This is a genomic window from Occallatibacter gabretensis, assembly GCF_001449115.1.
GTDB lineage: Bacteria > Acidobacteriota > Terriglobia > Terriglobales > Acidobacteriaceae > Telmatobacter > Telmatobacter gabretensis.
Genome location: NZ_LAIJ01000009.1, coordinates 386,807 through 409,080, shown reverse-complemented (window position 1 = coordinate 409,080; position 22,274 = coordinate 386,807). Strand labels below are relative to the sequence as shown.

Sequence of the window (22,274 nt, the reverse complement as noted above, 5' to 3'; positions counted from 1 at the left end):
GTGCTTCCTTTCAACTTTGGTAGAAGATTCCGAACTCTAGGCCTACGGGCATGTATTCCTGCAGGCGGATGCGAAGGTCAGCATCGCGCAGCGGCGCGAGAAGAAAATGAAATGCTCCCATTTCGCCCGCATCATCCGCTCCCTGGCGGATGGCTGGGTCTGTGGTGGGCAGCAGCTTGGCGTAAGCAGGGCAGCCATAGCGGAGCGAATAAAACATAGGCGCGGGTCCGCCTGCAGCCTGCTCCACGCACTCGTAATTGCGCGGCAAAATGGAGCCCGCGGGCACAAAGCTGAAGCGCACACAGCCCTGCTGCTGGCGCGCTGCCCAGAGAGGCGCGTTCCACAGCGGCGGCGTGGTGGAAACATCCGCCTCTGTGAGCTCAGCCAGAAAGATGCAATCGCTTACCAGGCTCAACAGCGAGGCATACACCTTGCCGATGACGGTGCAGCCTTGCATGGTCAGCGCGCCGGAGGGGATGGGGCCTTTGGTGGTGGAATTGATACCGGCGATACAGGCGACGAGCGTTGGGTCCGTTGCGTCCAGGATCGAGTCTGTCAACGAAGCTGTGGACTGGCCATTGAGCCAGAGCGGACCGAGGATGGATTGATTGATCTGGACTGTAACGCCGGAGGCTTCGACCAGAAGGGATGGCAACCCCGCATACGCAGTCTGCGGATCATCGTTCGATTGCAGAGCCCAGCCGGGAACCACTGTGCAGTGCGTGACATTCAGGTTAGCGAGCGTGTTGGAGGCCGCGGGGACGTGCAGCAGCGCCGCGGGCGCCGTTGTGCCGGAAGGCGGTGCGTAGGAGATCAGCAGGCCGTTGATGTCGAAGACGGATTCTGAAGCTCCGGTGATGGAGATGGCGCCTCCGAGCATTAAAGTCGGACGAGACTCATCTGCGGCTCGCAACTCGATGTGGCCGTTGGCGCGGACGTTGATATTGAGGCCGCTCGGCTCAGAGTAAATAGCTGAGTTGCTGATCTCTACAACCCCATCGCCAGAGAGAGCGGCCAGCGCCTCATGGATGGTGGCGTAGTCGCCGGGAACACGAACGATAGCCTGATCCGGAGAGGCCAGGAACGTAGCCGAGCGTGGATACTCCCCGCCGCCAATGGCTGCATTGAAGCCGTAATGCCATGTGGCGCTGAGCGTGTCCTTCGGCGTGCCGGGCGCAATGGCCACACGGCCCAGTTCAGGATCGACGGCAATCGTGTTACCGCTTGCGGGAATGTTGATCCATGAGCCATCCGCGCCGGAGAGGTTCGTGACCTGAATGCGTGCGGGATCCTGCAGAGAGCCGTTGCGATACACAACAAGGCTCAGACCCGGGCCGTAATACACAGGCGCAGCGGAGTTCGTTTGAATCTGAGTGATGTCTTTGCAGAGGACGTGACGGCTTAGATAGTTGGGCACATTCTCCGGACCGGCAAGTGTAGTCGTTTCGGACTCAAGCTCAATTGGATTATTGAAAAGCGGAGCATCCGCATTGAGCGAGCTGAAGCGGAAGCATTGCGGAGCGCCGGAAAGCTGAACGAGCGGTGTCTGGGTAATGGAGTACGCATTCAGCGACCAGAGAAAGATTCCGATGTTCTGGACGTTGTAGCGACCACGCTCCACAGCGATGCGGCGCACGTCAACCTTATGAGCAGTTTTGTCGAAGCCTGTATCGATGTACTCTCGCGGCTGCCAGCGGCGCAGGTTCGGTGCGTAGTAGTTATGCAGACGCGTATGGTTGCGGATGTACTGTGTTGTGGCCAGCACCTGGAAGAACTCAACGGCATGTGCGCCCCAGCCTGTAACGTCGCGAGCAAGCTGCTCCAGGACCGGCACTGTGCCCTTGCGGCGGCGGAAGCCGATGGTGGAAGCGACTTCTGCACGGGGGCTGTCTACAGAGGATGTGATTCCGTGAATCGACTGATAGCCGATGAGATCGCCGATGTAAGGAACGACCCACGGAGCGCAAGTTTCAATGAACTGATCATCGTAGAGTTGGTTGACATTCTCTTCGAGAATGGCGATCTGCTCTTCCACCACGGAAAGAAGTGATTGCAACGGCCCCATCTCCACGCCGGCAGAGGAAGCAAGCTGCGCATCGCGTAGACGGTAGAGCGCGGGCAGAAGATAAAAGAGCGTCTGGCGCTGCTGAACTACGGGTGTGCTCATGACATCACTCCCAGAACGACGGATTTCGGATCGGGATCGAGAACGAGAATCTCCGCGGGCAGCGGAAGAGCCTGCGTGCTGGCGACTGGGAGATATGGACAGATACGTGCGGAGGTATCAGACCACGGGCGTGGCACTGTCACCGGCTGCGACATCCAGCTATTCCAATTGGAGACGGTAAACCCGCCGGAGAGATTCGCGAGATCGCCGCCTTCACTGCTGGCGATCACCGAGAGATTTGTAACATTGACAGCAATGACGCCTGCAACGCCTTGAATGTCCGCGGCAATTTCATCTGTGGAGATGCCCTGGCCGAAGGTGCGATTTGCAAAAGAATACGTAGTGACGAGCATTTGCCGAATCTTCGTTTCAACGGTTGGCTGATCGTAGCGCGGGTCATACATCACGTCAGCAGAGAAACCAAACAGCGTCTCAATGAAAGACTGCACGGAGATGGGAATCAGCGGATTGCCATAGCTCTGCAGCGCGGAGATCAGGTTCTGCAGCGTGGGATTGCTGGAGTCGAGCGCCGTGCCACCGTTCGCGGCAACGGTAAGAAAAACACCGCGTGCGGAGCCGCTGGGAATCCAGATTGCATATGCTTTCGCAATGCCAGCAAAGATTGACGCGAAGTTCTGGTAATCCGCAATGGAGACGGCGCGGCCAAGCGTGAGCACGGTTTGGGGAGCATTCGAGCGCACGTTATCAATGGACTCCGGATCGGCGCCGCCAGTGGCCGGTTGCGGATTGGTGACTCCGCTTACGCCAAGCGGGCGTTGCATGAGAGTAGTGATTGCATCGCCGGCGACGTTTCCTGCCGAGCCGGAGCCGATGCGGTACGTGGCAATGATGTTGTTCTGGCCGCTGGGCAGCGTTGCACCTTCCACACCATCGCCAAAGATCACGTCACTCGTCCCATCAGATTGATTCTGAATGGTGAAGACCTGTGCCGTGGCAGCCTGCTCGTAGAGGCTTTGAACTCCTGTCCATGCCACGCCGTTGGCGCGTACCGTAAGGGTGCTTTGGAAGCCGCTGGGAGTGGCGGCCTGCACGTAGGTGAGCGGCTTCTGGCGCAGAGTGAAGCTCTGGTTCTGCGTGGCGGCGCTGCCGTTGCCCATGATCTCTGTAACGGTAGCTCCCGCAGTAGCCAGCGCCACGTTTGCGTTCACCGTGGCTGTCGACCGGCAGTAGCAGTTGAGCAGCGGGTTCTGCAGCTGGAACTGCGTGTGCGGTGTGGAGCAGTTGAGCGCCGTGACGCCTACAACCTGCGAGATGAGCGCGCACTCGGAGATTTCAGGATCGCTTGACGAAGGCGCGACCAGCGAGAAGTAGCTGAGATAGAGCGAAACTGAGGCGCTCGTGCCCTGCAGTGTTCCTGTGCGTCCGCTGGCATCCGTGACTTTAAGCGTGAGGGCATTCGTGGATGTCGACCACGAGGGAATCGAGCCATCCGAATTGAATGGCAGCGGTGGTGGTGCGATGAGTGTGAAGGTATCGCCGGGGTTGAGGCCGACTGGCGTTGATTCGTCATCCGGAACAAACTGCAGATTTGCGACACCTGCATTCAACACGATCTTTTGTGCCGTGCCACTGATGGCTACCACCGTGGCTCCGATCAGATCTGGCCGCAATGCCTGAATATCAAGCAGCGTTCCATAGAGCGGATAGTTGAGCGGCTGCAGCGTCGGTGTGAGCTGATCTGTCTGTGCGAAGACTATGGCGGTACGCGCGCTGTAGTTGCCCAGGTCGGTTGTTGTGTCCGGCGTGACGCGCGTGATCTTCGCGCTCATGCCAAAGTTGCTGCGCGAGACCGCCGTAATCGTCTGGGCCTGGTAAAGATCGACGCTGGTAGTCACCGTTGTCGTTGACGCTCTCTCGGGTGGTAGATGTTTTTCAGTGACTCCATGGCTCAGGCCAGTGTTCACTTTTGCCCTGGAGACGCGTGCCGTCTCAAACTTCACGGCACCGGATTCGAGCTCGCCTACCTCGCTGGCGAAGCCCGACGAGGTGGAAATCGTCTGCTGCATCAATGCCACCCAACTGCTGATGGCGACCTTTGAGTAGGACGAGTCAAGATCAATCGTCAAAGAAGGACTGAGACCAGCCCAGTCGCCGTCGCTGCCAAAGTCGCTGGTCGGCAATGTGAGATTTTTTTGGTCCAGAATATGTGGATCAATGGCGTTGTAGCCAAAGAGCGCAGCGCGCTGGCGGAAGGCATAGAGCAGCGGACTCGTCGAGGTCAGAGAAGTGGCAGAGGGCTGCGGGTTGGACCATGCTATCCAGGTGCGGCTGTTCGCCGTATCGGCTTTGACCGTAGTGAGAGACAGCACCACCCAATCGCTGCTGGAAGAGTTTGTCGCGCGTGCGCCAAGCATCAGAATCATGTCGCCGGGATTCAGTTGCGTGGCCGTCCCCGCAAGATACATGCCGTTCGCAGAACTGGGCGTCCATGGCAATGCAGCCAGCACGGGCAGAGCATTCCAGTCTGCCTTGGCGGGAATTGGCGCGGAGGTCTCAAAGGTCTGTGGTGTCTGCCCCTGTCCTGGGATGCTCTGCACCTGCGTGGCAGTGGGAATGGTGATTGGAGGTGCGGTGGGATCGCTCAGTATTCCAGGAGCTGTTTTCAACGTAAATGCGAGATAAACAGATGCCGAGATCCCAGGCGCGGGCTGATAACCAATGAGCTGCGATAGCGATGTGAGCGATTGCAGCTGTTGCGCGGTGCGGAGATAGCTCTCATTGGCCAGCCGCTCCTGATAGAAGGAGAGAATATCGAGCATCACGGCAGAGGCATCGAGAAATGCGATTGTGAAGTCGTCGTCGTCACGCGTCTTTAAAGAGGCCAGTGCGGGATAAGCGGCAGATGAGAGCCGCGCGAGCATGGATTCCTTGAAGGTGGCCCACGTACCGGTGCGATATGTAATCGCCGGTTGGCCCTGCGTATTCGTTATCAGCTGCGGAGTCTGGATGCTTGTGCCTGCGCAGCAGCCGCAGGTGCTACCCGGTGAGCAAGTGCAACTCATTTTCCGCCCTCCATGACAAAGCTGATCTGACCGTGGCTCGGGAAGCTCGGATTATTCTCAAGCCGCGCGATCTGCAACGGACCAAGTTCGATTTCTCCTGATTGCAGATAGGAGGTGTCATTCACTCCCTGCATCTGAAATGTGGTGGCTGTGACCGCATTGACTCCGGGCACTGCGCGCACCGCCGCATAGATGGGGCTGAGATATACCGATTGGCCGAAGGTGAAGTTGCCCGCATAGAAGAAACCGCCCTGCTGGCTGCCGAGCACAGTCGAGAGCGCAGTCTCTACGTCGCGCATAAAGTAGTCGGGATCGACGCAGACTTCGAGGGCAATTTGAAGCGAGACATACTGCGGACCATCAAGCTGCAGGTCTTCTCCAGCAAGGCGCAGCGCATTGACGGTAGAGGTAACGCTCTTTAGCTGCGCGGTTGTGAGTTGTCCGCTGCTCTGCTGGCCACTGGACTGACCCGTAGTTTGGGGCTCGGCTGCGATGAAGACCGTGTACCAGCTTCCGGTCCAGCGAAGCGACGCAACAGCTTGCTCGACGACTGGATTCGATTCCGCTGCCGCCTCATAGTCTGGGATCGTTATGGCGCGTTCCTGCGTGAAGAATGCCTGCGGTGCGCGACGGCGAATTTGATCCGCAGTTTCCGGATCGGTTCCTCCGCTTGCGGGCAGCGGATTTGTGCAACCCGCAATGCGCGCGTCACCCGCAGCGAGTTTTTTCAGGCTCTCCGCGCCCACATTGCCGGCCGTGCCGTTGCCGATGCGATACGTGGCTGTAAAGACTGTGTTTGTTGCGGGGAACTTGCCGTTTGTGTCGTCGCCGAAGCGCAGCGTCGCGCTTAAATCCGATTCCACTTCCACCACAAAGTTAGTGTCGGCGGAACCGCTTGAAAGCAGGTTCTGCTCAGGTGTCCAGGTTTGCGTCACGCTGTTGAGCGTGCTGGAAAGCGTGATGGCGGGGATGGCGCTGGAGGGATTGAGATTCAGCAACTCAGACGCCGAGAGCGACAAATCAAGCGATTGCGCAAAGCTCTGCACCAGCACAAGCGAGGATTCCGAATCAACCTCATCTGCTGCGGTGGCAGGCGAGAGATTCGTGAACTGCTCCACTGGAACCGGCAGAGTAACGCCGACTGCAACAGCAGGATTGTAGACGATCTCGAGATCGAAATAAGCAGGGTTTGCATTGGGTTGGGCTGTCACGGCGAAGAGTGAGAGCCATGCGTCCGGAGCAGTAGGCTGCACGGTCAGATACGTTACGGGAGTGGCGCTGGTGTCCTGCAGATTGATCGAGCCGGTGGCAGAAAGCATTGTTGGAGATGCCGGAAATCCTGCTGGCGTAGGCGCGCCGGCTGGAGCCGCGAGCTTGATGAACTGAGATGCAGCGTTGACCTTGGTAACAACGTAAGCGGGATCTGCCGAGGAAAGCGAAAGATCCGTAAAGCTCTCCACGGTGATCTGCTTATTGAAGCCCGCTGCTCCTCCAGGAGGATTGTAGACAACAGAAAGATCAATGTTGGTTGGAGTGCCGGTATTTGGCTTGACCAACACACCAAAGAGCGCCGGCCACGCGCCGGGATTCGTGGTCTCCAGCGTAAGCGAGATGAAGCCGCTTGCATTGGGCAACGGAATGCTGGTGCCCGTCAGCGGCACCGGGCTTGCTGTCACCGGATTCCCTGCTCCGGCCAATGCCACAACAGCTACCGGAATGGCCTGTGTGAGTGGGCTGTCGGGAATCGATGGATTGTATCGCGCGGGAACCGGTGTGGCTGCGGCGGGCTCGCAGCGATCCGAAGTGTTGGGATAGTAGATCGATGGCAGGGGAGCGGATTCGAGGCTTTTTCCGGTGAGCGTAAGGCCATTGTCTGCAAGCACGATATTGCCAAGAGCGATGCTGACGTTGGTCACGGTCTGCTCGTCGGAATCTTCATCGAGATACTTCGAGGAGATGCAGACAGCGAATGGCAGCGCATCTTCCTGCATCCACTGAATCTCCGTAACGGGTTGCGGTGTCTGCGTGGTGCCGGTGATGGCGTTGCCCTTGATATCAAAGAGAGGATCGACAATCGGATTGCCGCTGCTATCTTTCGCCAGCACGGCCGTGAGGCGCACTGCGCAACGGTGGCGAATATCGGCATCGGCTGGATTGCCGGTGAGCGGACCCTTTACCTCTTCGAAGATCAACACATCGCCCGGTTCCATGTTGCCGAATGTGCCCACGAGAGTGGCTTCTGTTGCACCTGCGGGCAGACAGCAGCTGTTATCGCCCCAGGTATAGAAGTTCATCTGCGCGTTTTCAGCAAAGAGCAGCGCGTCGCTCAGAGGCTCAAAGACTTGCACGCCGGCAATCAGCGCGGCTTCCTCGTTGTTTGCGCCCACGGCAAGTGAACTCGGCATTCCCGGCGCAAAAGTGTAGAAGCGCGTCAGCGTGCGGTCCAGGAAAACCGGCGTGCCGGGGTTCGCGTTCACGTTGACCGCAATCCATGCGCGCGCATTGCAACCGTCGTGAACGTGGTAGTCCACCAGCAGTGCATGACGGCGCAGTGAAACGCGACGGCGCGCAGTTTCGATGTATGCCTCGGTGGCCACCGCGTCCTGAAAGTAGCTGAGCCGATCACCGACGTATGCAACAAGCTCCGCAAGAGCGATGCCGAAGTCAGCCTCGCTGGTTGCGCCCCAGTTGGGCAGGAGCTGATTCATGCGGTCCAGCAGGATTGTGCGGAAGCTGCCGTAATCCTTGGCCAGATAGTTGATAGGCGGAGGCGTGGGCAGATCAGGCGGGCAGGGCGCATTATTCGGCTGGCAGTCGAAATCCGGTCCGCACTCGATCTTGAAGGAGAAGCATAGTTCCGTAAGCTGCGGATCGAAGCCGGTCAGTGCGGCAGAAAGATCGAATGTATCTAGCGGAGCCGTGGACGCGTCGTTTACCAGTTGCAGCGTGTAGGTGGAAAAATCTCCTGCCTCACTGGTGCCCACGATAATGACGTTTGACGCATCCTGCAGGCCGGTGAAGTAGGCCGTCGCTTCAGAAGTAAGCGGAACAGGCGGCGTGAAGGGCAGCGGGTTGACGAGTGTGGAAGGCGTTGCTACCCACGCTGCAGTGATGCCGGTAATGCTTTCGCCGCCGGTGATGAGTATATTGTCCGTCGTAATCGTGGCGGCCGGAGCTTTGAGTAAGTGCAGCACGAGCGTCTGCTGGCGCGGCAGGCCCAGCGGAATGGCTTCAAGATCCAGGACTTCAAGAAAGTCCAGGCCATTGAGCGTAGGATTGCCCAGCACAGCGGCTTTGCGATTTGTATTGCAGCAGGCGTAGATCATCACTAGCTTCCCGTCGGGCCTCCGTAAACAAAGGTCTGCACCTGTGTCACATCGCTCGACAGCAGCGCATATGAAACGGTGACGGTGAGGGTGGACTCCTGCGCGGATGCAACCACAGATTTCACCCTGATATAGCTGCCCAGCCACTTCTGCAGCGCGCCCTGCACGGCAAACTGCGTAGCCGCGGCCATCTCCATGCTGTTAGGCGCAAAAGGAAGCTGCAGCAGGCCGCTGCCAAAGTCCGGCAGATTCACGCGCTCGCCGGGCGAGGTAAACAGCACCTGCTCGACAAGCTGGTTGACGTAATCCGCAATCGCCGCCTCCTGCGTGCGGCCGCGCCCGTCGAATTGATAAGGAAACGCGATATTCATCGTGCTCATAGCGGCCTCTCTTATGTCGCAATCACGCGCGTTTGCGCTACAACAGGCATCAGTGGCGTTCCAGTGGGCACGCAGATAGCCATGCCGGTCATGATGAGCAGCGGCTGGCCCAGCGATGTAACCCGCACTGCGCCCATCACCCACTGCGCAGTTACGCATGGGCCGTTGCCTGCTATGGGTGGAGGAAACGGGCATCCGGCCACAACCCACGGCGCGGACAGTGTGGCCACGGGCATTCCGCTCACCAGCACGCGCGGGTCCGGCACAGTGGGCATTGCCTGCCCGCCATGCGAGCAGAGCACTGTGGCTCCCTGATGTAGTACGGGTGCTGGCATCAAATCACCGTCAGTGCGCCGATGTTCACATCGGTGGTGGGGCCAATAAGCGTGATCATCGCTCCCTGGCCGTTGCTGATGTAAATGCCCGTGTCGTTGACCACGAGCATGGCTCCGGTAGTGGACTTGAGAATGATGCCGCCGGTGACTGGCGTGGGCGCGGAATCGCTGATGAGAATCATGTTCTGGCCTGTAGTTTGCAGAAGAATGTTTTGCCCTGGCGGTATGGCTGGCGGCGCGATGGCAAGAGCAGGAACGTCCGCGGCAGTGCCCCAGAAGCCTCCGGTCCATACCGGATAATCAGGATCACCCTGCTCGAATTCAACCCACACCTGGGAGCCAATAGGCGGCACGATGAAAATGCCCGACTGAATGCCTGCAGCAGGTACGCAAGGTAGCGCCCACGTGGAGGGTATTTCTCCTGCCATTGCCGGAACCTGCGCCATGACACGGCCCGTCTGCAGCGGATCGATATTGTCGATCACCAGGCCGCGGTATTTGCCGTAATAGCGCTTCTTCTGTGCCGAATCCGGGCTCATGCGTGGTTCCTCATACGTTCACGTTAGTGACAGTGGAGACAAGGCCGTTACGGGTCAGCGTAAAGCTCTGCTTGTATTCACCGCGCTTGATCTTGTGCGTAACGCTCTTTACGTAGTACAGGCCGTCATAGGCCGTCCCCGCACCACGCACACCCACCAGCTGCCGCGCCTTCAACACGCCGCCGTAGCGCGTCACATCCAGTGATCCCTCGCAGGTCACGGCTTCCGCATTTTCCGCCGCCTGCGCAAGGCCCTGCATAATGGCCTGCGGAATCGGCAGCTTGGGCACGTCATCGCGCCAGGGCTTCAGATCCGGAGGAAGAAGATTTGTAGGCAGTCCCATGACCGCGCCCAACGGTGGATTCAGAGGCGTAATCGGCGGAATCGGAATTGGAATGCTGATGCCTGTCTCCTGGTTGTAGATGTAGAGCAGCGGTATCTTGTTCTTCTCCTGGTCAAAGGTGAAGCTCATGTTTTCGACATTTGTGTAAGCATCCATGTCGATGCTCAGCGCAGGCTGAACGGGCCCTACTTTCATCTGTGGTCCCCAGTAGGCTTTGCTTATGCCCGGGGATGGGCCGGGATCGATGTAGAAGACGTAGCCCACATCGGCCGCAAGCTGAGATGCATATTTGTAATCCGTGCCCTGATGCATAGGAATCTGCTCAATGGGCAGTTGTACGTCGATCATGATGCTGGGAATGATGAAGGGAATCAAGCCGAACATGGAATACTTCGCACAGATGATGGCAACGCGCGCCTCCGGCGGGCACGCGGGATACGGAAAGCCGCTCCAGTCCGATTGATCCATCAGCGCGGTCAGGTCTTTGCCGGTGATGGTGAGCGTGGAGTTCGATCCCTTGTCGCCGGGCGAAAGCTGGTTGTTAGTGATGACGCCATCGATCAGCACATTCGCTGTTCCATTAACGGTGGCCACCAAAATCACGCGCATAAACAGCAGCGGAACCGCACCCGAGAGAATAAAGAGCGTTTGCAGCGACGACTGCTTGTTGATGCTGAAGACAAGCTGAAAACCGCTCTGGCCCACATCATCAATGCGCACTTCTGCTGAGGCCAGCGACTCGATGATGTCGCTCGACACCGGCGTGGGCGCAATGGGGCCCATCAGTAGCGAAAGCTGAACGCTGCTGAGTGTTGCACTAGACACTCGTCCCTCCGGGAACGCCCTGCGGCATGGTGATGGCGATCGTCGTCCCAGGCGTGGCAATAAGATCTTCCGGACGCACCGCGCCATTGGCGTCGCAGAGCAGCCAGAAAAGCAGCGGATCGCCGAGATACTTTGCGGCAATAAGGTCCAGCCTGTCCCCCTGCATCACGGTGTGCTTCGCCACGGTGGCGTAGTTCGGCGCGCCCGGCTGTGGAACAATGCGCCGCGCAAGATAGCTCACGCTTTGGCCTGCGGGCGTGGTGAATGTGAGCGTGGAATAACTGTAGTAGCGGCTGTCCGTAGGAAAGGTCACCGGCGGAACAAGTCCAAGCTGAAGAAATGCAGTAAGGGGAGAACTCATGGAATGCCTCCGAGTCCGAGAACTGTGAGAGCTGCGCTGCCCGCCTTTGCGGCCAGCTGCTCCTTGTTGCTCAGGTACGTCATAAAGATGTGGCCGCCAGGATGATCGAAGCCGAGATCATCCACATTCAGCACGCGCATGCCCAGGCTCACTTTGGCGCGAATCGGATTTAGCGATGTGTCGAAGGCTTCTTCCGTAATGGAGAAATCCGTCAGGCGCACGGGCACAACGCGATTGCTGCTCCAGACGAAAAGCGTCAGCGGCTGCTCCAGGGGAATAATCTCCAGCGTTCCCGCATTGGCCATTGCGTTATCTGCATTGAGCGTCTCAACCGTGGGATTCACCAGCATCTCAAGCTGCGCCAATTGCGGCTGCAGCCCGTATTGCACGGCATTAGGAAATTGTGTTGGAAACTCGAGCTGATCGGTGGCATCGAGCTCTGCCTCCACCTTGATGGTTTCAATTGCCGGTCCGCGCAGGCGCAAGGCATCCACGCGCACGCCATCCTGGCCGCCCTGCACTGCCTGAATCTGCAGTGTCCGCGAGAGTGAGTCCGGGTTGTACTGCAGAGCAATCACGCTCTGTACCGCGGCGGTGTCGGGGTCCATCGTGACGATGCCGCCTTTAACTAATCGCGGCGAGATTGGGGATGTGGTAGCCATCTTCGGTCTCCGGCAAATCTTCTTACATTCCCTGTTTCAATCAGTGTGTCGAATGCGAGTTTCGTTTCTATCGCGCGCATGCATAGGCAAATGGGCTCATTTCATCAAAATGCCTCGGGTTTCTAGTTCCGTAATGATCTTCTTGAAGTGGACGTTGATGAGTGCGACTGCTGCGCTGCTCAGTCCTGCAGATTTGGGATCAGTGCCAGAGTCAACCGCGTCCTTTACCTGCTTTTCTCCCGCGCCGGGAGCCGCATGCGGCACGTAATCCCAGACCTTCTTGAACAGGGGCGGCAGATCGAGAGTCTGAGTCTGCTTGAAAACTTCCAATACATTCATCTGGGACTGGGCCACTGCCTTGCGCCCGATTTCCAGCGTCTTGGCATTCAATGATTTGTCGCCGCTCAGGGTCCACTTATCGCCCTTATTGTTTTCCACCGGCACGCCCGCTGCATTCAGGTTGTCGTGGACGCCTTTTGCGACAACATTCTCAAAAAGACTCGGCTCCTTCTTGTGAATGCCCTGCAGGAGCGTGGAGAAATGCTCCACGCTGTCGATCCTTCCATGGGCGGTTGTCGTGTCGTTGCACGAAGCTTCCGGGTGATCGCCGAACCAGGAGAAACACGCGACGGTCCGTTCCTTTGAGAACTCGGTCTGCACGGGGCCGGTGAAGGCGGCGCTGGCAACCCCATCGAAAAATGCCTTGGACGGGGCCGCGAAGTCTCCAGCTGGCGTCTTCGGCATATTGCCCTCGAACTTTTCCATCACGTCGCGCTTGTTGATGAGGTGGCCTGCTGCGAAAGCATCCGTGAGGAAGTGGTCCGCAAATGCATTGATGGTCAGGGCGTCATTCTTGTCTCCGATTTGAGACCTGCCCAACGCCTTGCCATGGTTCTTCTCCCATTCGGACTTGTGGTCCGCGGTGCTTTTGCCTGAAACCGGCGCGAAGGCTGGATTGGACGGAGCAAAGTGGCTCTCATTCTTTTCTGCGATCTTGAGATACCTGCCTCCGGTGGCTTTATCCCAATCCTCGTCTTTGACCGTAACTCCAGCTACGCCGGCCTTCTCCTTCTTGATCAGCTCGGAGAGCTTTTGTAACTCGGCAACGGGAGCAGCCATCATCTGTTCGGGAGATTCATAGAAATCTCCCATAGTCATACCCTCGCCGTAGTCGAGGGTCACGCCATTCACCACCAGCGACACTTCCTTGACCTTTAGTGCATCTTTGACTGCGGCGTTCATTACCGGCGGAATTGTGATCTCATCGCCGGCCCTGAAGCCCTCAACTTTGGATGAAGGGTCGTCCGTCAACTGCCACTTATGCCACTTATCCTTGTTGACTTCTTTTAGCTGGTCCTCTGTAATACCAAACTTCTGCGCGATCTTCTTTGGCACTTCGCCGGACTTCACCTTGTACATGAATGCCTTGGGAGCAAGCGCGTTCAACTCATCGCCGGTCTCGCCGAATTTTGCATGCTCGCCTGATTCATACCTTTGCACCGCCCGCGAGGAGCGCTTTTGGACAGGAGCCTGCCGCGCCGGCATGGAATGATGCTTATGCCCTGCCGTTCCCGCCGCGTGATGCGCTTCATGCTCGAACGCATCGTTACCTCGGCCAATCTCCAGCGGCCCGGCGGAGGAAGAGGAAGCTCCGCCCTGTTGCACCACATGCGTCAGTTCATGCGCCAGCAGCTTGCGCCCTTCCGCCGAGTGCGGCGAATACTGCCCACTGTCAAATACAATCCTGTCGCCCACCGTATATGCCCTTGCCGCCACATCCCTGGCGGAAGACGCGGCCTCAGCGCCGGTATGGATTCGCACCTTGCTGAAGTCCATGCCAAAGCGCGATTCAAAGAAAGAGCGATCACTGCGATCGAGCGGAACGCCGGAGGAGTGTAGAACATTCTCGACAGAAGACGGCGCTGAGGAAGGTCCTGCATTTGTAGAATTCCGTTGCACCTGCTTTGCTTTGCACTCTTCGCATTCGCCGCCCGATCCCGCTGCTCCGCCGCAGGCGGAACACTTGCGCTGCAGCACTCCCTCGCTGCCACTGGCCTTGCGCTGTAACGGCGCCTCGTCTTTTTTACCTTTATCGTCAGTAATCGGCGCCGCGGCATCCGCAGGCTTCAGATCCAGTTTTTTATCCAGTGGCGTTTGCGGCTGCGCCTGTCCCTGCGCGCTCGCGGACTGCTTTGCGTAGGGCGCAAACCGCCCGTGCTCTGAGACCGCTACCTGATCGACTACATCATCCTTGGGGCGAAACATATCCATGCTCGCCTGGAGTTCCTGCTTCTCCCTCTGAATTCGTGCCGACGTATCGTCTTTCTTCTTCTTTTTGTCGGCGCCCGGGGTGTAAATGAAGGTCAGCATTCCTTTTGTGGGCTTATCCACGGGGCCTTCATAATCCACCTTTACACTCATGTCTTTGAGCTTAGGGCTGATCGAACTCAATGGAATGGCGGGGAGCTGCAGCGGCAGTGACTTGTGCGTTGCGGCCAGCGCTGCGACTGTTCCCGTAGCCGCCGCACCCACAATAATCTTGCCCGGGAGCGTGCCGACAAAATCCGACGCGCCCTTCACCAGCGGATCATCCTTCGCCGCCGCTTCCAGCTTCTTGCCCGCATCGGTTTTCATGAAAGCTTCTGCGGCCTTCTTTGCAGCATCGCCGTAGTTGTTCGGCGCAGGAGCCTGCTGTTGTGGGTTGGTTCCGTCCGGGCCATCGCGCTGTACCGTGTTTGCGCTGGAGCTCATACCTACCCGACCGATGGACCACGCAGGAATCCGGCCGCCTGATGCAACGGTGCCAGCAACACGATCGGCCTCCTGCTCAAATGTGTCGCCGGGCCGGTTCACCTTCAGTCCGGAAGATGCGCCACGTGTCTCAGCAGAAGCGTTTGCCGGCTTGCGCGCCAACATTCTCTGGCTCATGGCTTCACGCTCCTTTGAATCGCGCGGGCGATCTTTGTGCCAAAGGTTCTGCTGCCCGAAGGGCCAGACTTGCGTTCAAGGCTTCCAAGCCGCAAAACCGGCGTACGACGCGATTTGAGCGCGGCACGTGCCGCTGGATCTGCCAGCGCACGCGTAAGCTCACCTTTCAGTCCCTCCACAAGCGCAGCGCGCTCTGCTGGGTCAAATCCCTGCAGAGCCAGACGATCGATGGTGATGTGGATGCGGCTCATCTCCACCCCCGGACTTCAGCTTCCGAAAGCGGGCGATCTGTTTTCTGGGCCTCGAGTCGTGCTGCTTGCAGAAGATGTGCCATGCTCACCGGCTTGTTTGCATCCGCAGCAAGAAATGCGGCGTTGAGCGCGATATTGCGAATGCTGCCGCCCGGCAGTTTGAGCTGCGCCAGCGCAGCCGTGTCAACCCCTTGCGTAGGCGTCTCCGCGGGAAAGACGCGGCGCCAGATAGCCTCGCGCTGCGTCACGTCCGGAAACGGAAACTCAACTACAAAGCGCAGCCGGCGCTGAAATGCGCGATCCAGCGAAGACTTGAGATTCGTGGTGAGAATCGCCAGCCCCTGATATGCCTCCATGCGCTGCAGAAGATAACCTACCTCCATGTTCGCGTAACGGTCACGATGGTCTTTCGCATCGGTGCGCTTGCCAAAGAGTGCATCCGCTTCGTCGAAGAGCAACAACACGCCGCCCTCTTCCGCTGCATCAAAAACCTGCCGCAGATTCTTCTCCGTTTCACCGATGTACTTACTCACCACCGCGGACAGATCAATCCGGTAGAGATCAAGCCCAAGCTCATGCGCCAATACCTCGGCCGCAAGGGTCTTGCCCGTGCCGCTCTCGCCGGCAAAGAGCGCGCTCGCACCAAGACCACGCCGTCCCTTGGCCGCAAAGCCCCACGTCTCGTTTACCTTTACTCGGCAGCGAACCTGCGCAGTAAGCTGCCGCAGCGCCTGCATTTGCGGCTCCGGCAGAATCAGGTCGCTCCATTCCGCAGCTGGAACAATGCGCTGTGCCATGTCCTCAAGCCGCGGGCGGGAAAGTGAGCGGCATGCGTTCCACAACTCGTCCGGTCCATGCTCGCGCGCCATTGCCCCAGTGGCCTGAATGGTGCGCGCGCTTAGACAGAACTGGCCTGCCAGACGATCAAGCAATTCGTTCAGGTTTTCCGCCTCCGGCCCGATTGACTCCTGCCAGAGCCGCTTTTGCTCCGCAGGACGCGGCTTGTTCACGTCATACCGCGCAACACTACGGTTCAGCAGCAGAGGATCTCGGCTTGTAAGAAAAATGTCTCCCGGGGCTCTATCGAGAAATCGCTTTGCAAATGCAGAAAGTTCTGCTGCGCCCGTCTCAACCAGCAGAACCGCACTCAGCAGTGCAACCTCCCGCGTCCACAGATCGATCAGCAGATCAAGCGCTGGCGCATCCGCGGGAATATCTTCCGCGCGAAGGATGAAGAGCGGGCGGCGCGCAATGTAGGCGGCAAGCATTGCCACATCCTGCTGGCCGTGCGGATCGTCTCCGCAGAGATGCAGCACTTGTGGCTGCGCCGCTGCGGTCGCAAGCATCGGCACGAGCGTGGCCGCAAGCAATTGGTGCTCTTCCGTCGCCGCATCCGGCATTTTGGCAAGTGTAAGAATCGACGCAAGCCGTGAATCGAGCTGATTGATTCCCGCCAGAAAATGCAACACCCGCTCGTCGATGCGAATCGGTGCAGCCGTCAATCCGTGCGTCGCGTCAAGATGAATAAGACGAAAGCGGCGCAGCGGTCCCGCAGGTGTAAGCGCGCTCCAATGCGGTTCAGCAAGCGAGGCCAGCGCCAGGCCGAATGTCAACGCGCATCTCTGCTGCCCGCCATGCGCTTCCGCACACTGGGCCGCGAGCGCGGAGTCCATCTCTACGCCCGCGCAGAGCAGAAGCAGATCGCGCTCAAAGGCCGTTAGGCCAAATATCTCAGCAAGCCGGTCGATCGCCGCCGGAGGATCCATCGTGAGTCTGCTATCACTGTCCGGGATTTGTGAGCCGCCATCTACCTGCATTCGCAGGCGAGCAAACTCCGCCACGAGATATGCCTGATTCGCTTCGGCCCACGACTGCTCGCTGCCAACCGCGCTCGACGTCATGCGAGTTGTTGCGGTCGCACTCATGGCAGTACCGCCAAAGTGGCAGGAGGCGTGAATTTCCAGTTAGAGGCGACAGGCGCAAGCACTCCATCGACCTGCAGCCGTGCGGCGTATGTATCCGCTGTCAATGCAGGCGTGAACTGGAAGCTGAGTGAAGCTGTCTGCGTGGTGAACGGCTGCGCGGCAACAACCTGCATATTGCTATTTGTCTGCGAACTGAGAATCAGATAGACATTCTGGCCGGGCCGCACCTGCGGATCACAGGTGAGTGATATCAGCGTCCCTCCACCGCTGGCGGCGGCAGACGGCACGGGTGTCGCAGCAACCTTCAGGCCAATGCCAAGCACCACATTGCTGGTATGTTGCGTGACGATCCCACTGGCATTTTTAAAGATCAGGCTGAGCTGACATACGCCTGAGGGTAAGTTCGCAGGATCTTCGGGCACCTGAAAGCTCACGCTCGTGTCGTGAGCGCCGCCCAATGCCGGAGCAAACGCGTACGTAACGTGCGTCGTCGGATTGGCGATCGAAATCTGGCTCGCGGTACTCAGCGCTGAGCCATTGACCTGAACCGTGTCTCCCACCAGCGTGGGAGATTGATCGTTCGGCGGCTGCAGGCCGAAGAGCTGCGCTGAAACGCCCGGCTGCACCACGATATTGCGTGTCAGCACCGGCAGCGAAAACACCGCCGGATTGTCATTCCGCATCAGCACAACCGAAGCCTGAAACGGAAATGTCGGCCTGTAATCAGCTTTCAGCGCCGTCCACAACCATGCCATCTCCTCGCGGCCCAGCGTCGCGGGCGACAGCTTGATCATTTCAATCTGCGCATCCAGCCCGGCAGCCTTCAGCGCATCGTTATACGTGCTTGAAGAAAGCGTGCCGAGAATGCTGGTGATCAGTGCGCGCGGCAGAATCGGATTCTCATGCAGCATGAGGATCCCGTATCCCAGCAGCGCCTCCGCCTCGGTATCGTCGGAAGCATACGCCGTAAGCAGATAGTGCAAATCCAGAGCCAGCGGCGGATTCTTGAGCCTGGTGGATCCATCCGCGGCCAATGACGGGAAATCAATGTTGCGCCATGCGGCGTTCGGCGTTACCTGATGCAGAAAGAGATTCACCAGCGGCCCGGAGTCAGGGCCGATTCCATACTTCGACTCAACGAGATCCGGCGCTATCGCCGAAACAGTAATGGTGCCTAGCGCGGAGCTGTTGTAGACAAGTCCCAGGCTTGTCTGCAGCACAGAAGTAACGGCGGAGAGAGCGAGCGCGCTGCTCATCGGGTTCCTCCGCCACGGCGAAGATACTCACCCAGGTCAAGCGATTTGCGCGCCGGTTGCACCGGCGGACGCTGTGCAGGCTGCGGCTGCGCAGCAAGCACTTCAATGCGACCGATATGAATCTCGATGGAATCCGGCCCGCGCGAGGATTGCGCGAGCGCCTGGCGCCTGAAGGAGTCAATACGCGGAGCCGCTACTGCTGGCACTGCGACGTTTTGCGAAGCTTGAGCCCGTTCCGAAGATTCCGGCACCAGCGGCTTGAAGTTTCGCTGCTGGAACTCTGATCCCACCGCCCGCAATCCGCTATCGCCTTCAGACTGAGATGCCACACGTGGAAGCGCGCTCATCGCATGAACCTGCGCGGTCTCTGATGAAGGATGTATTGGCATTGCCACTTCTGCTCTGGTCTGCGGCATAAATTCAGAACTATGCTCAGCCGAACGCTGCTCTCTCTCTACATCCATCGATTCCATGCGCGCACTCTGGACCAGAGACCGAGGCTGGATTGGCGTCTGCGATTGCTCGGCATCCTGCGCGCGTTGCGGTCTTGCGCCAGGCACAAGCGTCTCCCCCGAAGCCTCGAATGAATCTGCGCTTCGCTGCGAAGCCCAGAGCGAACCCAGGACGGGATGAATTGAGCGTTCGCGCGATAATGCGTTCGCAGCCATGCGATGCAGATAGCTCCTCATGCCCGCACCATCTCCATGTACAGCCCGCGGCGCTGCTCGCTCAGCGAGAGAATCTCAGCTTCTGACCAGCCATACGTGGCGGCCAGTGTATGAACATCCAGCAGCAGGCGTCGCGCACGCGCTTCAACCTCTGTCCACAGCCACGCAGCCATATCCAGCGGCTCATTCCAGCAATGGCCGCACTCCGCGCACTGCAACTCCAGCAGCGTCTCCGCCAGCGGATCAGCCTGCGCTAACTGCTCGCTGATCGCATCAATCTCTTCCAGCGAAAACGTGCTGCCGTCAAACTCGCCGCTATCGAGGCAGCACTGTCGCATCAGCTTTAGCGCAGCAGCCTGTTCATTGCTCTCGTTCACAACTCCGGCAAGATCTCTGCTTGTAAGCGGACGAAACCTCCGTCCATCGATGACGATCTCCCCCGCAATCTCCTGCACATCGCCATACAGTTTCTCAGCGTCCAGGGAAAACTCCAGACGCTCGCTGCACTCCGGGCAGGCAACCCAGCCTGTGAGCATCTGGCCAAAGCAGGCACGGTGCAGCTGGTTCAGCGCGACGTTGCGCCTGCCCAGCGGCCACGCGGCCAGTGTGCCGTAGTCCTCGCCGGGCGCGGCCATGGAGATGGCGAGCAGCGCGCGGTCCAGCGGATGCAACACCGCCCCGCGCTCCCAAAGTTCGAGGAAGTCGAGATTGGAGAGCGTTCTCATTCAGCCTTCTTTCGGCTTTACGTGTTCACCGTTGTCAGCGTTGGCTCTTGCTGCTCGGTGACGCTTGTGTCGCGCTCCCAGCCTTCGTTCTCGATCTTGATGTGCTCAATGGCGATAGCGTTGGCATTCGCATCGAGGTCCGGCATCGCCTGATACTCGGAGACCCAGCAGCGGTAAATCTTGTATGCGATCACCACCTGGCCGGCTTCGTTGTAAAGCTCCAGATAGAGATTCTTGCGAAAGCTGGCGAGCGAAACCTCAGAGCCAAGTGCCGCGCCAAAGTTCCACACCAGTCCTGCCCAATCGTGGAAGGCAAGGTCCTGCGTCAGACCGCGTTCCAGCGTAATGGCCTCGTACTTGGTCCTACCCGGTGACTTGTGAGCGGTTGAAGGATCGCCGCCTGCACGATGCTCCACAACTTCTGTGGAGCGCTTGAGCCCGGTCAGCTTGCTGCCGCCGTAGCAATATTTGCCGTCCCATTTCACCCGCCACTTGAAATTCTTGTAGGGGTCCAGGCGCGTCGTGTTTACAGAGAATGGAGGCATACCGTAAATCCTCTTTTCTTATGTCTCAGGTGTCTTGGGCTTAGCCGTTACGACTACGACTGGCCGGCCATCTGCTGAATCTGAATCACCACAAACTCCGCCGGATACAACGGCGCAAATCCGACCGTCACGCTCACAATTCCCTGGTCAATGCTTGCCTGAGGATTGTTCTCGGAATCGCACTTCACAAAGTAAGCCTGCTGCGGCGTAGTTCCCTGAAATGCGCCCTGCTGGAAGAGTCCCTGCATGAATGCGCCAATGTTCATCCGCAACTGACCCCACAGCGTATCGTCGTTCGGTTCGAAGACCGCCCACTGCGTGCCCTGATACAGGCTCGACTCCAGGAAGAGAGCAAAGCGGCGAATCGGCACATACTTCCATTGCGACCCCACCTGATCATTGCCGAGCAGCGTGCGTGAACCCCAAACAATGTTTCCGTAAACCGGAAACGATCGCAGACAATTGATCGCCTGCTTGTTCAGGTCCCCGTTCTGCTGATCAGTCAGGCTGTATTGCAGACCGTTGATGCCAGTCAGCCCCGCGTCAATGCCTGCGGGAGCCTTCCACACACCGCGCGCCGCATCTGTTGCCGCATAAATGCCGGCCACAAATCCGCATGGCGGCACCATCTTTGGTCGATTGCCAGCAAGCGGATCGGGTGCCGAGACCCATGGGAAATACAATGCGGAGTTGGCCGCGTTCGGCGCGGTGACAATTGCTCCGGGCCCTGAAGTGTTGAGCGCGGCGTAGGTTGCCGTCGAAGGCGGATCGACAATGTAGAACGCGCGGTTGGAAGGGTCTGCGCAGAACCCCTGCAGAGTTGTCACAACCGCCGGCGTGGTTTCGCCGGGCACACAAAGCAGATTGAAGAAGACATTGCTCAGCAGGTTTACACCTGCGCCAGTCGCCGTCAGTGCGGTTTCAAAATTCCCGGTGCTTGGCGTAAGCGGCGTTCCATCATTGCCGCCTTTCAACTGCGTCAGGCTCATGGCCGCGATGGTGGTGCCCGGGGTCAAAGTAGCGGTGGGATTGGACGGATCGATGAACGTGATGTTGGTCGATTCGCTGTCAATCACCGTGACAAAATAATTACCCTGCGGGTCCGCGGAATTGAGTGAGAGATTGACGAAATTCTCAAGGGTGACCGTCGGGCCACCTGTGGTGGATACCTGTTGCACCAGGATGCTGAAGCGCGTAGCATCCGCCGGATTGAGCGTGACCGTGAGGGCAATGTTGCTGCCCCAGCCGCCTGGATTCGCGGCAAAGACCGGAAGTCCGCCGATCTTGAACCCGCCTGCGCCTGAGGATGAAGCTGTCTTGGCGTCTGTAAACACAAGCCGCACAATGTATGCCTGCCCACCGCCATTGGCAAAGAACTGATTCACCGCGTAGCCCAGCAGGCTGCGCGAATCCAATCCGCCGAACTGCGTCTGGAAGTCGGACCAGCTCTCCACAAGTGTGGCCTGCGTAACAGATCCCTGGTCGGCCCAACCTACAAACGCTGCAACCGAAGTAGCGACCCCGGTAATGGTGTGGACTGCGCTCGGCAGTTCCTCAATGTAAACGCCCGGGTAGGTAAATGCGGACATAGTGCGTCCCTCCTTGTCTGATTGGGAGCCCAAAAGCATTTCAGAAAAGATATAGCCCGAAGCAGTAAAGCCGAGTCGACACAATCCCGCATTCCCCCGCGAGCATACTTTCGCTCGTTGGGGTGAGAATCAGAAACAGACGACCCTGGACCACGCTTAAAAGGTCACAATTTCTCTGAAAATGTTGTTATCAAGGCGATAAAAGACAGCAGTAACAGAAGCAGACAGCAAATTCGCGCGATCCTACTGCACCTGCTTCAGCTCAAGCCGCGAGCGCTGGCAGACACACAACCCCTCATCGCGCATTTAGCGAATGCGTGGAACTATCTTGTACACGGATTTGCAAGCTGGAGAAACCGATACAAAGTGCTCTCGCGCCTGTTCCGCTTTCCTTTCACTTCTGTTGCAGATAGTGAAGGCGCTGGG

Annotated in this window: 17 protein-coding genes; all 17 read right to left on the bottom strand. The window is 58.5% G+C overall.

Features of this window, described 5'->3' with window-relative positions; genetic code table 11:
• Nucleotides 1-10: 10 nt before the first annotated feature.
• A complete protein-coding gene (locus VO84_RS07985) occupies nt 11-2,167 on the bottom strand; it encodes a hypothetical protein (RefSeq protein WP_058187138.1) in 2,157 nt (718 codons plus the stop codon).
• Complete coding sequence (locus VO84_RS07980; RefSeq protein WP_058187136.1) at nt 2,164-5,190, bottom strand: putative baseplate assembly protein; 3,027 nt, start codon at nt 5,188-5,190, stop codon at nt 2,164-2,166. Before VO84_RS07980 ends, VO84_RS07985 begins: the two co-directional genes overlap by 4 nt.
• A complete protein-coding gene (locus VO84_RS07975) occupies nt 5,187-8,516 on the bottom strand; it encodes a putative baseplate assembly protein (RefSeq protein WP_058187134.1) in 3,330 nt (1,109 codons plus the stop codon). Before VO84_RS07975 ends, VO84_RS07980 begins: the two co-directional genes overlap by 4 nt.
• Before the next feature lie 2 nt (nt 8,517-8,518).
• A complete protein-coding gene (locus VO84_RS07970) occupies nt 8,519-8,896 on the bottom strand; it encodes a GPW/gp25 family protein (RefSeq protein WP_231737835.1) in 378 nt (125 codons plus the stop codon).
• 11 nt (nt 8,897-8,907) lie between these two features.
• Entirely contained in the window at nt 8,908-9,231 is a 324-nt protein-coding gene (locus VO84_RS07965; protein ID WP_058187132.1) for a hypothetical protein, read from the bottom strand.
• Nucleotides 9,231-9,770 carry a phage baseplate assembly protein V gene (locus VO84_RS07960; RefSeq protein WP_058187129.1) on the bottom strand — a complete coding sequence of 180 codons (540 nt, stop codon included), beginning with the start codon at nt 9,768-9,770 and terminating at the stop codon, nt 9,231-9,233. The genes VO84_RS07965 and VO84_RS07960 overlap by 1 nt, the downstream gene beginning before the upstream one ends.
• A gap of 10 nt (nt 9,771-9,780) precedes the next feature.
• Nucleotides 9,781-10,938 (bottom strand): hypothetical protein, encoded by a 1,158-nt coding sequence (locus tag VO84_RS07955; protein WP_231737834.1) that lies wholly within the window; start codon nt 10,936-10,938, stop codon nt 9,781-9,783.
• On the bottom strand, nt 10,931-11,299 hold the full coding sequence (locus VO84_RS07950) for a LysM peptidoglycan-binding domain-containing protein (protein ID WP_058187127.1): 369 nt from the start codon (nt 11,297-11,299) through the stop codon (nt 10,931-10,933). The genes VO84_RS07955 and VO84_RS07950 overlap by 8 nt, the downstream gene beginning before the upstream one ends.
• Nucleotides 11,296-11,961, bottom strand: coding sequence for a hypothetical protein (locus VO84_RS07945; protein WP_058187125.1), 666 nt, complete (start codon nt 11,959-11,961; stop codon nt 11,296-11,298). Before VO84_RS07945 ends, VO84_RS07950 begins: the two co-directional genes overlap by 4 nt.
• Nucleotides 11,962-12,057: 96 nt before the next feature.
• Entirely contained in the window at nt 12,058-14,889 is a 2,832-nt protein-coding gene (locus VO84_RS07940) for an eCIS core domain-containing protein (protein ID WP_058187123.1), read from the bottom strand.
• Nucleotides 14,886-15,140 (bottom strand): hypothetical protein, encoded by a 255-nt coding sequence (locus VO84_RS07935; protein ID WP_058187121.1) that lies wholly within the window; start codon nt 15,138-15,140, stop codon nt 14,886-14,888. The genes VO84_RS07940 and VO84_RS07935 overlap by 4 nt, the downstream gene beginning before the upstream one ends.
• On the bottom strand, nt 15,137-17,065 hold the full coding sequence (locus VO84_RS07930) for an ATP-binding protein (protein ID WP_197413954.1): 1,929 nt from the start codon (nt 17,063-17,065) through the stop codon (nt 15,137-15,139). Before VO84_RS07930 ends, VO84_RS07935 begins: the two co-directional genes overlap by 4 nt.
• Complete coding sequence (locus VO84_RS07925) at nt 17,062-18,321, bottom strand: DUF4255 domain-containing protein (protein WP_058187119.1); 1,260 nt, start codon at nt 18,319-18,321, stop codon at nt 17,062-17,064. The genes VO84_RS07930 and VO84_RS07925 overlap by 4 nt, the downstream gene beginning before the upstream one ends.
• On the bottom strand, nt 18,318-19,010 hold the full coding sequence (locus tag VO84_RS07920; protein ID WP_058187116.1) for a hypothetical protein: 693 nt from the start codon (nt 19,008-19,010) through the stop codon (nt 18,318-18,320). The genes VO84_RS07925 and VO84_RS07920 overlap by 4 nt, the downstream gene beginning before the upstream one ends.
• Nucleotides 19,007-19,714, bottom strand: a complete 708-nt coding sequence (locus tag VO84_RS07915) for a hypothetical protein (RefSeq protein ID WP_058187115.1) — start codon at nt 19,712-19,714, stop codon at nt 19,007-19,009. Before VO84_RS07915 ends, VO84_RS07920 begins: the two co-directional genes overlap by 4 nt.
• Before the next feature lie 17 nt (nt 19,715-19,731).
• Entirely contained in the window at nt 19,732-20,259 is a 528-nt protein-coding gene (locus tag VO84_RS07910) for a phage tail protein (RefSeq protein ID WP_058187113.1), read from the bottom strand.
• Between the two features lie 53 nt (nt 20,260-20,312).
• A complete protein-coding gene (locus tag VO84_RS07905) occupies nt 20,313-21,848 on the bottom strand; it encodes a phage tail sheath family protein (RefSeq protein WP_058187111.1) in 1,536 nt (511 codons plus the stop codon).
• Nucleotides 21,849-22,274: the final 426 nt, after the last annotated feature.

Coding starts and splice junctions, on each gene's coding strand:
- VO84_RS07975 (WP_058187134.1), bottom strand. CDS start 8,516: ATGATCTACGCCTGCTGCAATACAAATCGCAAAGCCGCTGTGCTGGGC.
- VO84_RS07940 (WP_058187123.1), bottom strand. CDS start 14,889: ATGAGCCAGAGAATGTTGGCGCGCAAGCCGGCAAACGCTTCTGCTGAG.
- VO84_RS07945 (WP_058187125.1), bottom strand. CDS start 11,961: ATGGCTACCACATCCCCAATCTCGCCGCGATTAGTTAAAGGCGGCATC.
- VO84_RS07950 (WP_058187127.1), bottom strand. CDS start 11,299: ATGAGTTCTCCCCTTACTGCATTTCTTCAGCTTGGACTTGTTCCGCCG.
- VO84_RS07960 (WP_058187129.1), bottom strand. CDS start 9,770: ATGAGCCCGGATTCGGCACAGAAGAAGCGCTATTACGGCAAATACCGC.
- VO84_RS07915 (WP_058187115.1), bottom strand. CDS start 19,714: ATGAGAACGCTCTCCAATCTCGACTTCCTCGAACTTTGGGAGCGCGGG.
- VO84_RS07985 (WP_058187138.1), bottom strand. CDS start 2,167: ATGAGCACACCCGTAGTTCAGCAGCGCCAGACGCTCTTTTATCTTCTG.
- VO84_RS07970 (WP_231737835.1), bottom strand. CDS start 8,896: ATGAGCACGATGAATATCGCGTTTCCTTATCAATTCGACGGGCGCGGC.
- VO84_RS07910 (WP_058187113.1), bottom strand. CDS start 20,259: ATGCCTCCATTCTCTGTAAACACGACGCGCCTGGACCCCTACAAGAAT.
- VO84_RS07930 (WP_197413954.1), bottom strand. CDS start 17,065: ATGAGTGCGACCGCAACAACTCGCATGACGTCGAGCGCGGTTGGCAGC.
- VO84_RS07905 (WP_058187111.1), bottom strand. CDS start 21,848: ATGTCCGCATTTACCTACCCGGGCGTTTACATTGAGGAACTGCCGAGC.
- VO84_RS07925 (WP_058187119.1), bottom strand. CDS start 18,321: ATGAGCAGCGCGCTCGCTCTCTCCGCCGTTACTTCTGTGCTGCAGACA.
- VO84_RS07980 (WP_058187136.1), bottom strand. CDS start 5,190: ATGAGTTGCACTTGCTCACCGGGTAGCACCTGCGGCTGCTGCGCAGGC.
- VO84_RS07935 (WP_058187121.1), bottom strand. CDS start 15,140: ATGAGCCGCATCCACATCACCATCGATCGTCTGGCTCTGCAGGGATTT.
- VO84_RS07920 (WP_058187116.1), bottom strand. CDS start 19,010: ATGAGGAGCTATCTGCATCGCATGGCTGCGAACGCATTATCGCGCGAA.
- VO84_RS07965 (WP_058187132.1), bottom strand. CDS start 9,231: ATGCCAGCACCCGTACTACATCAGGGAGCCACAGTGCTCTGCTCGCAT.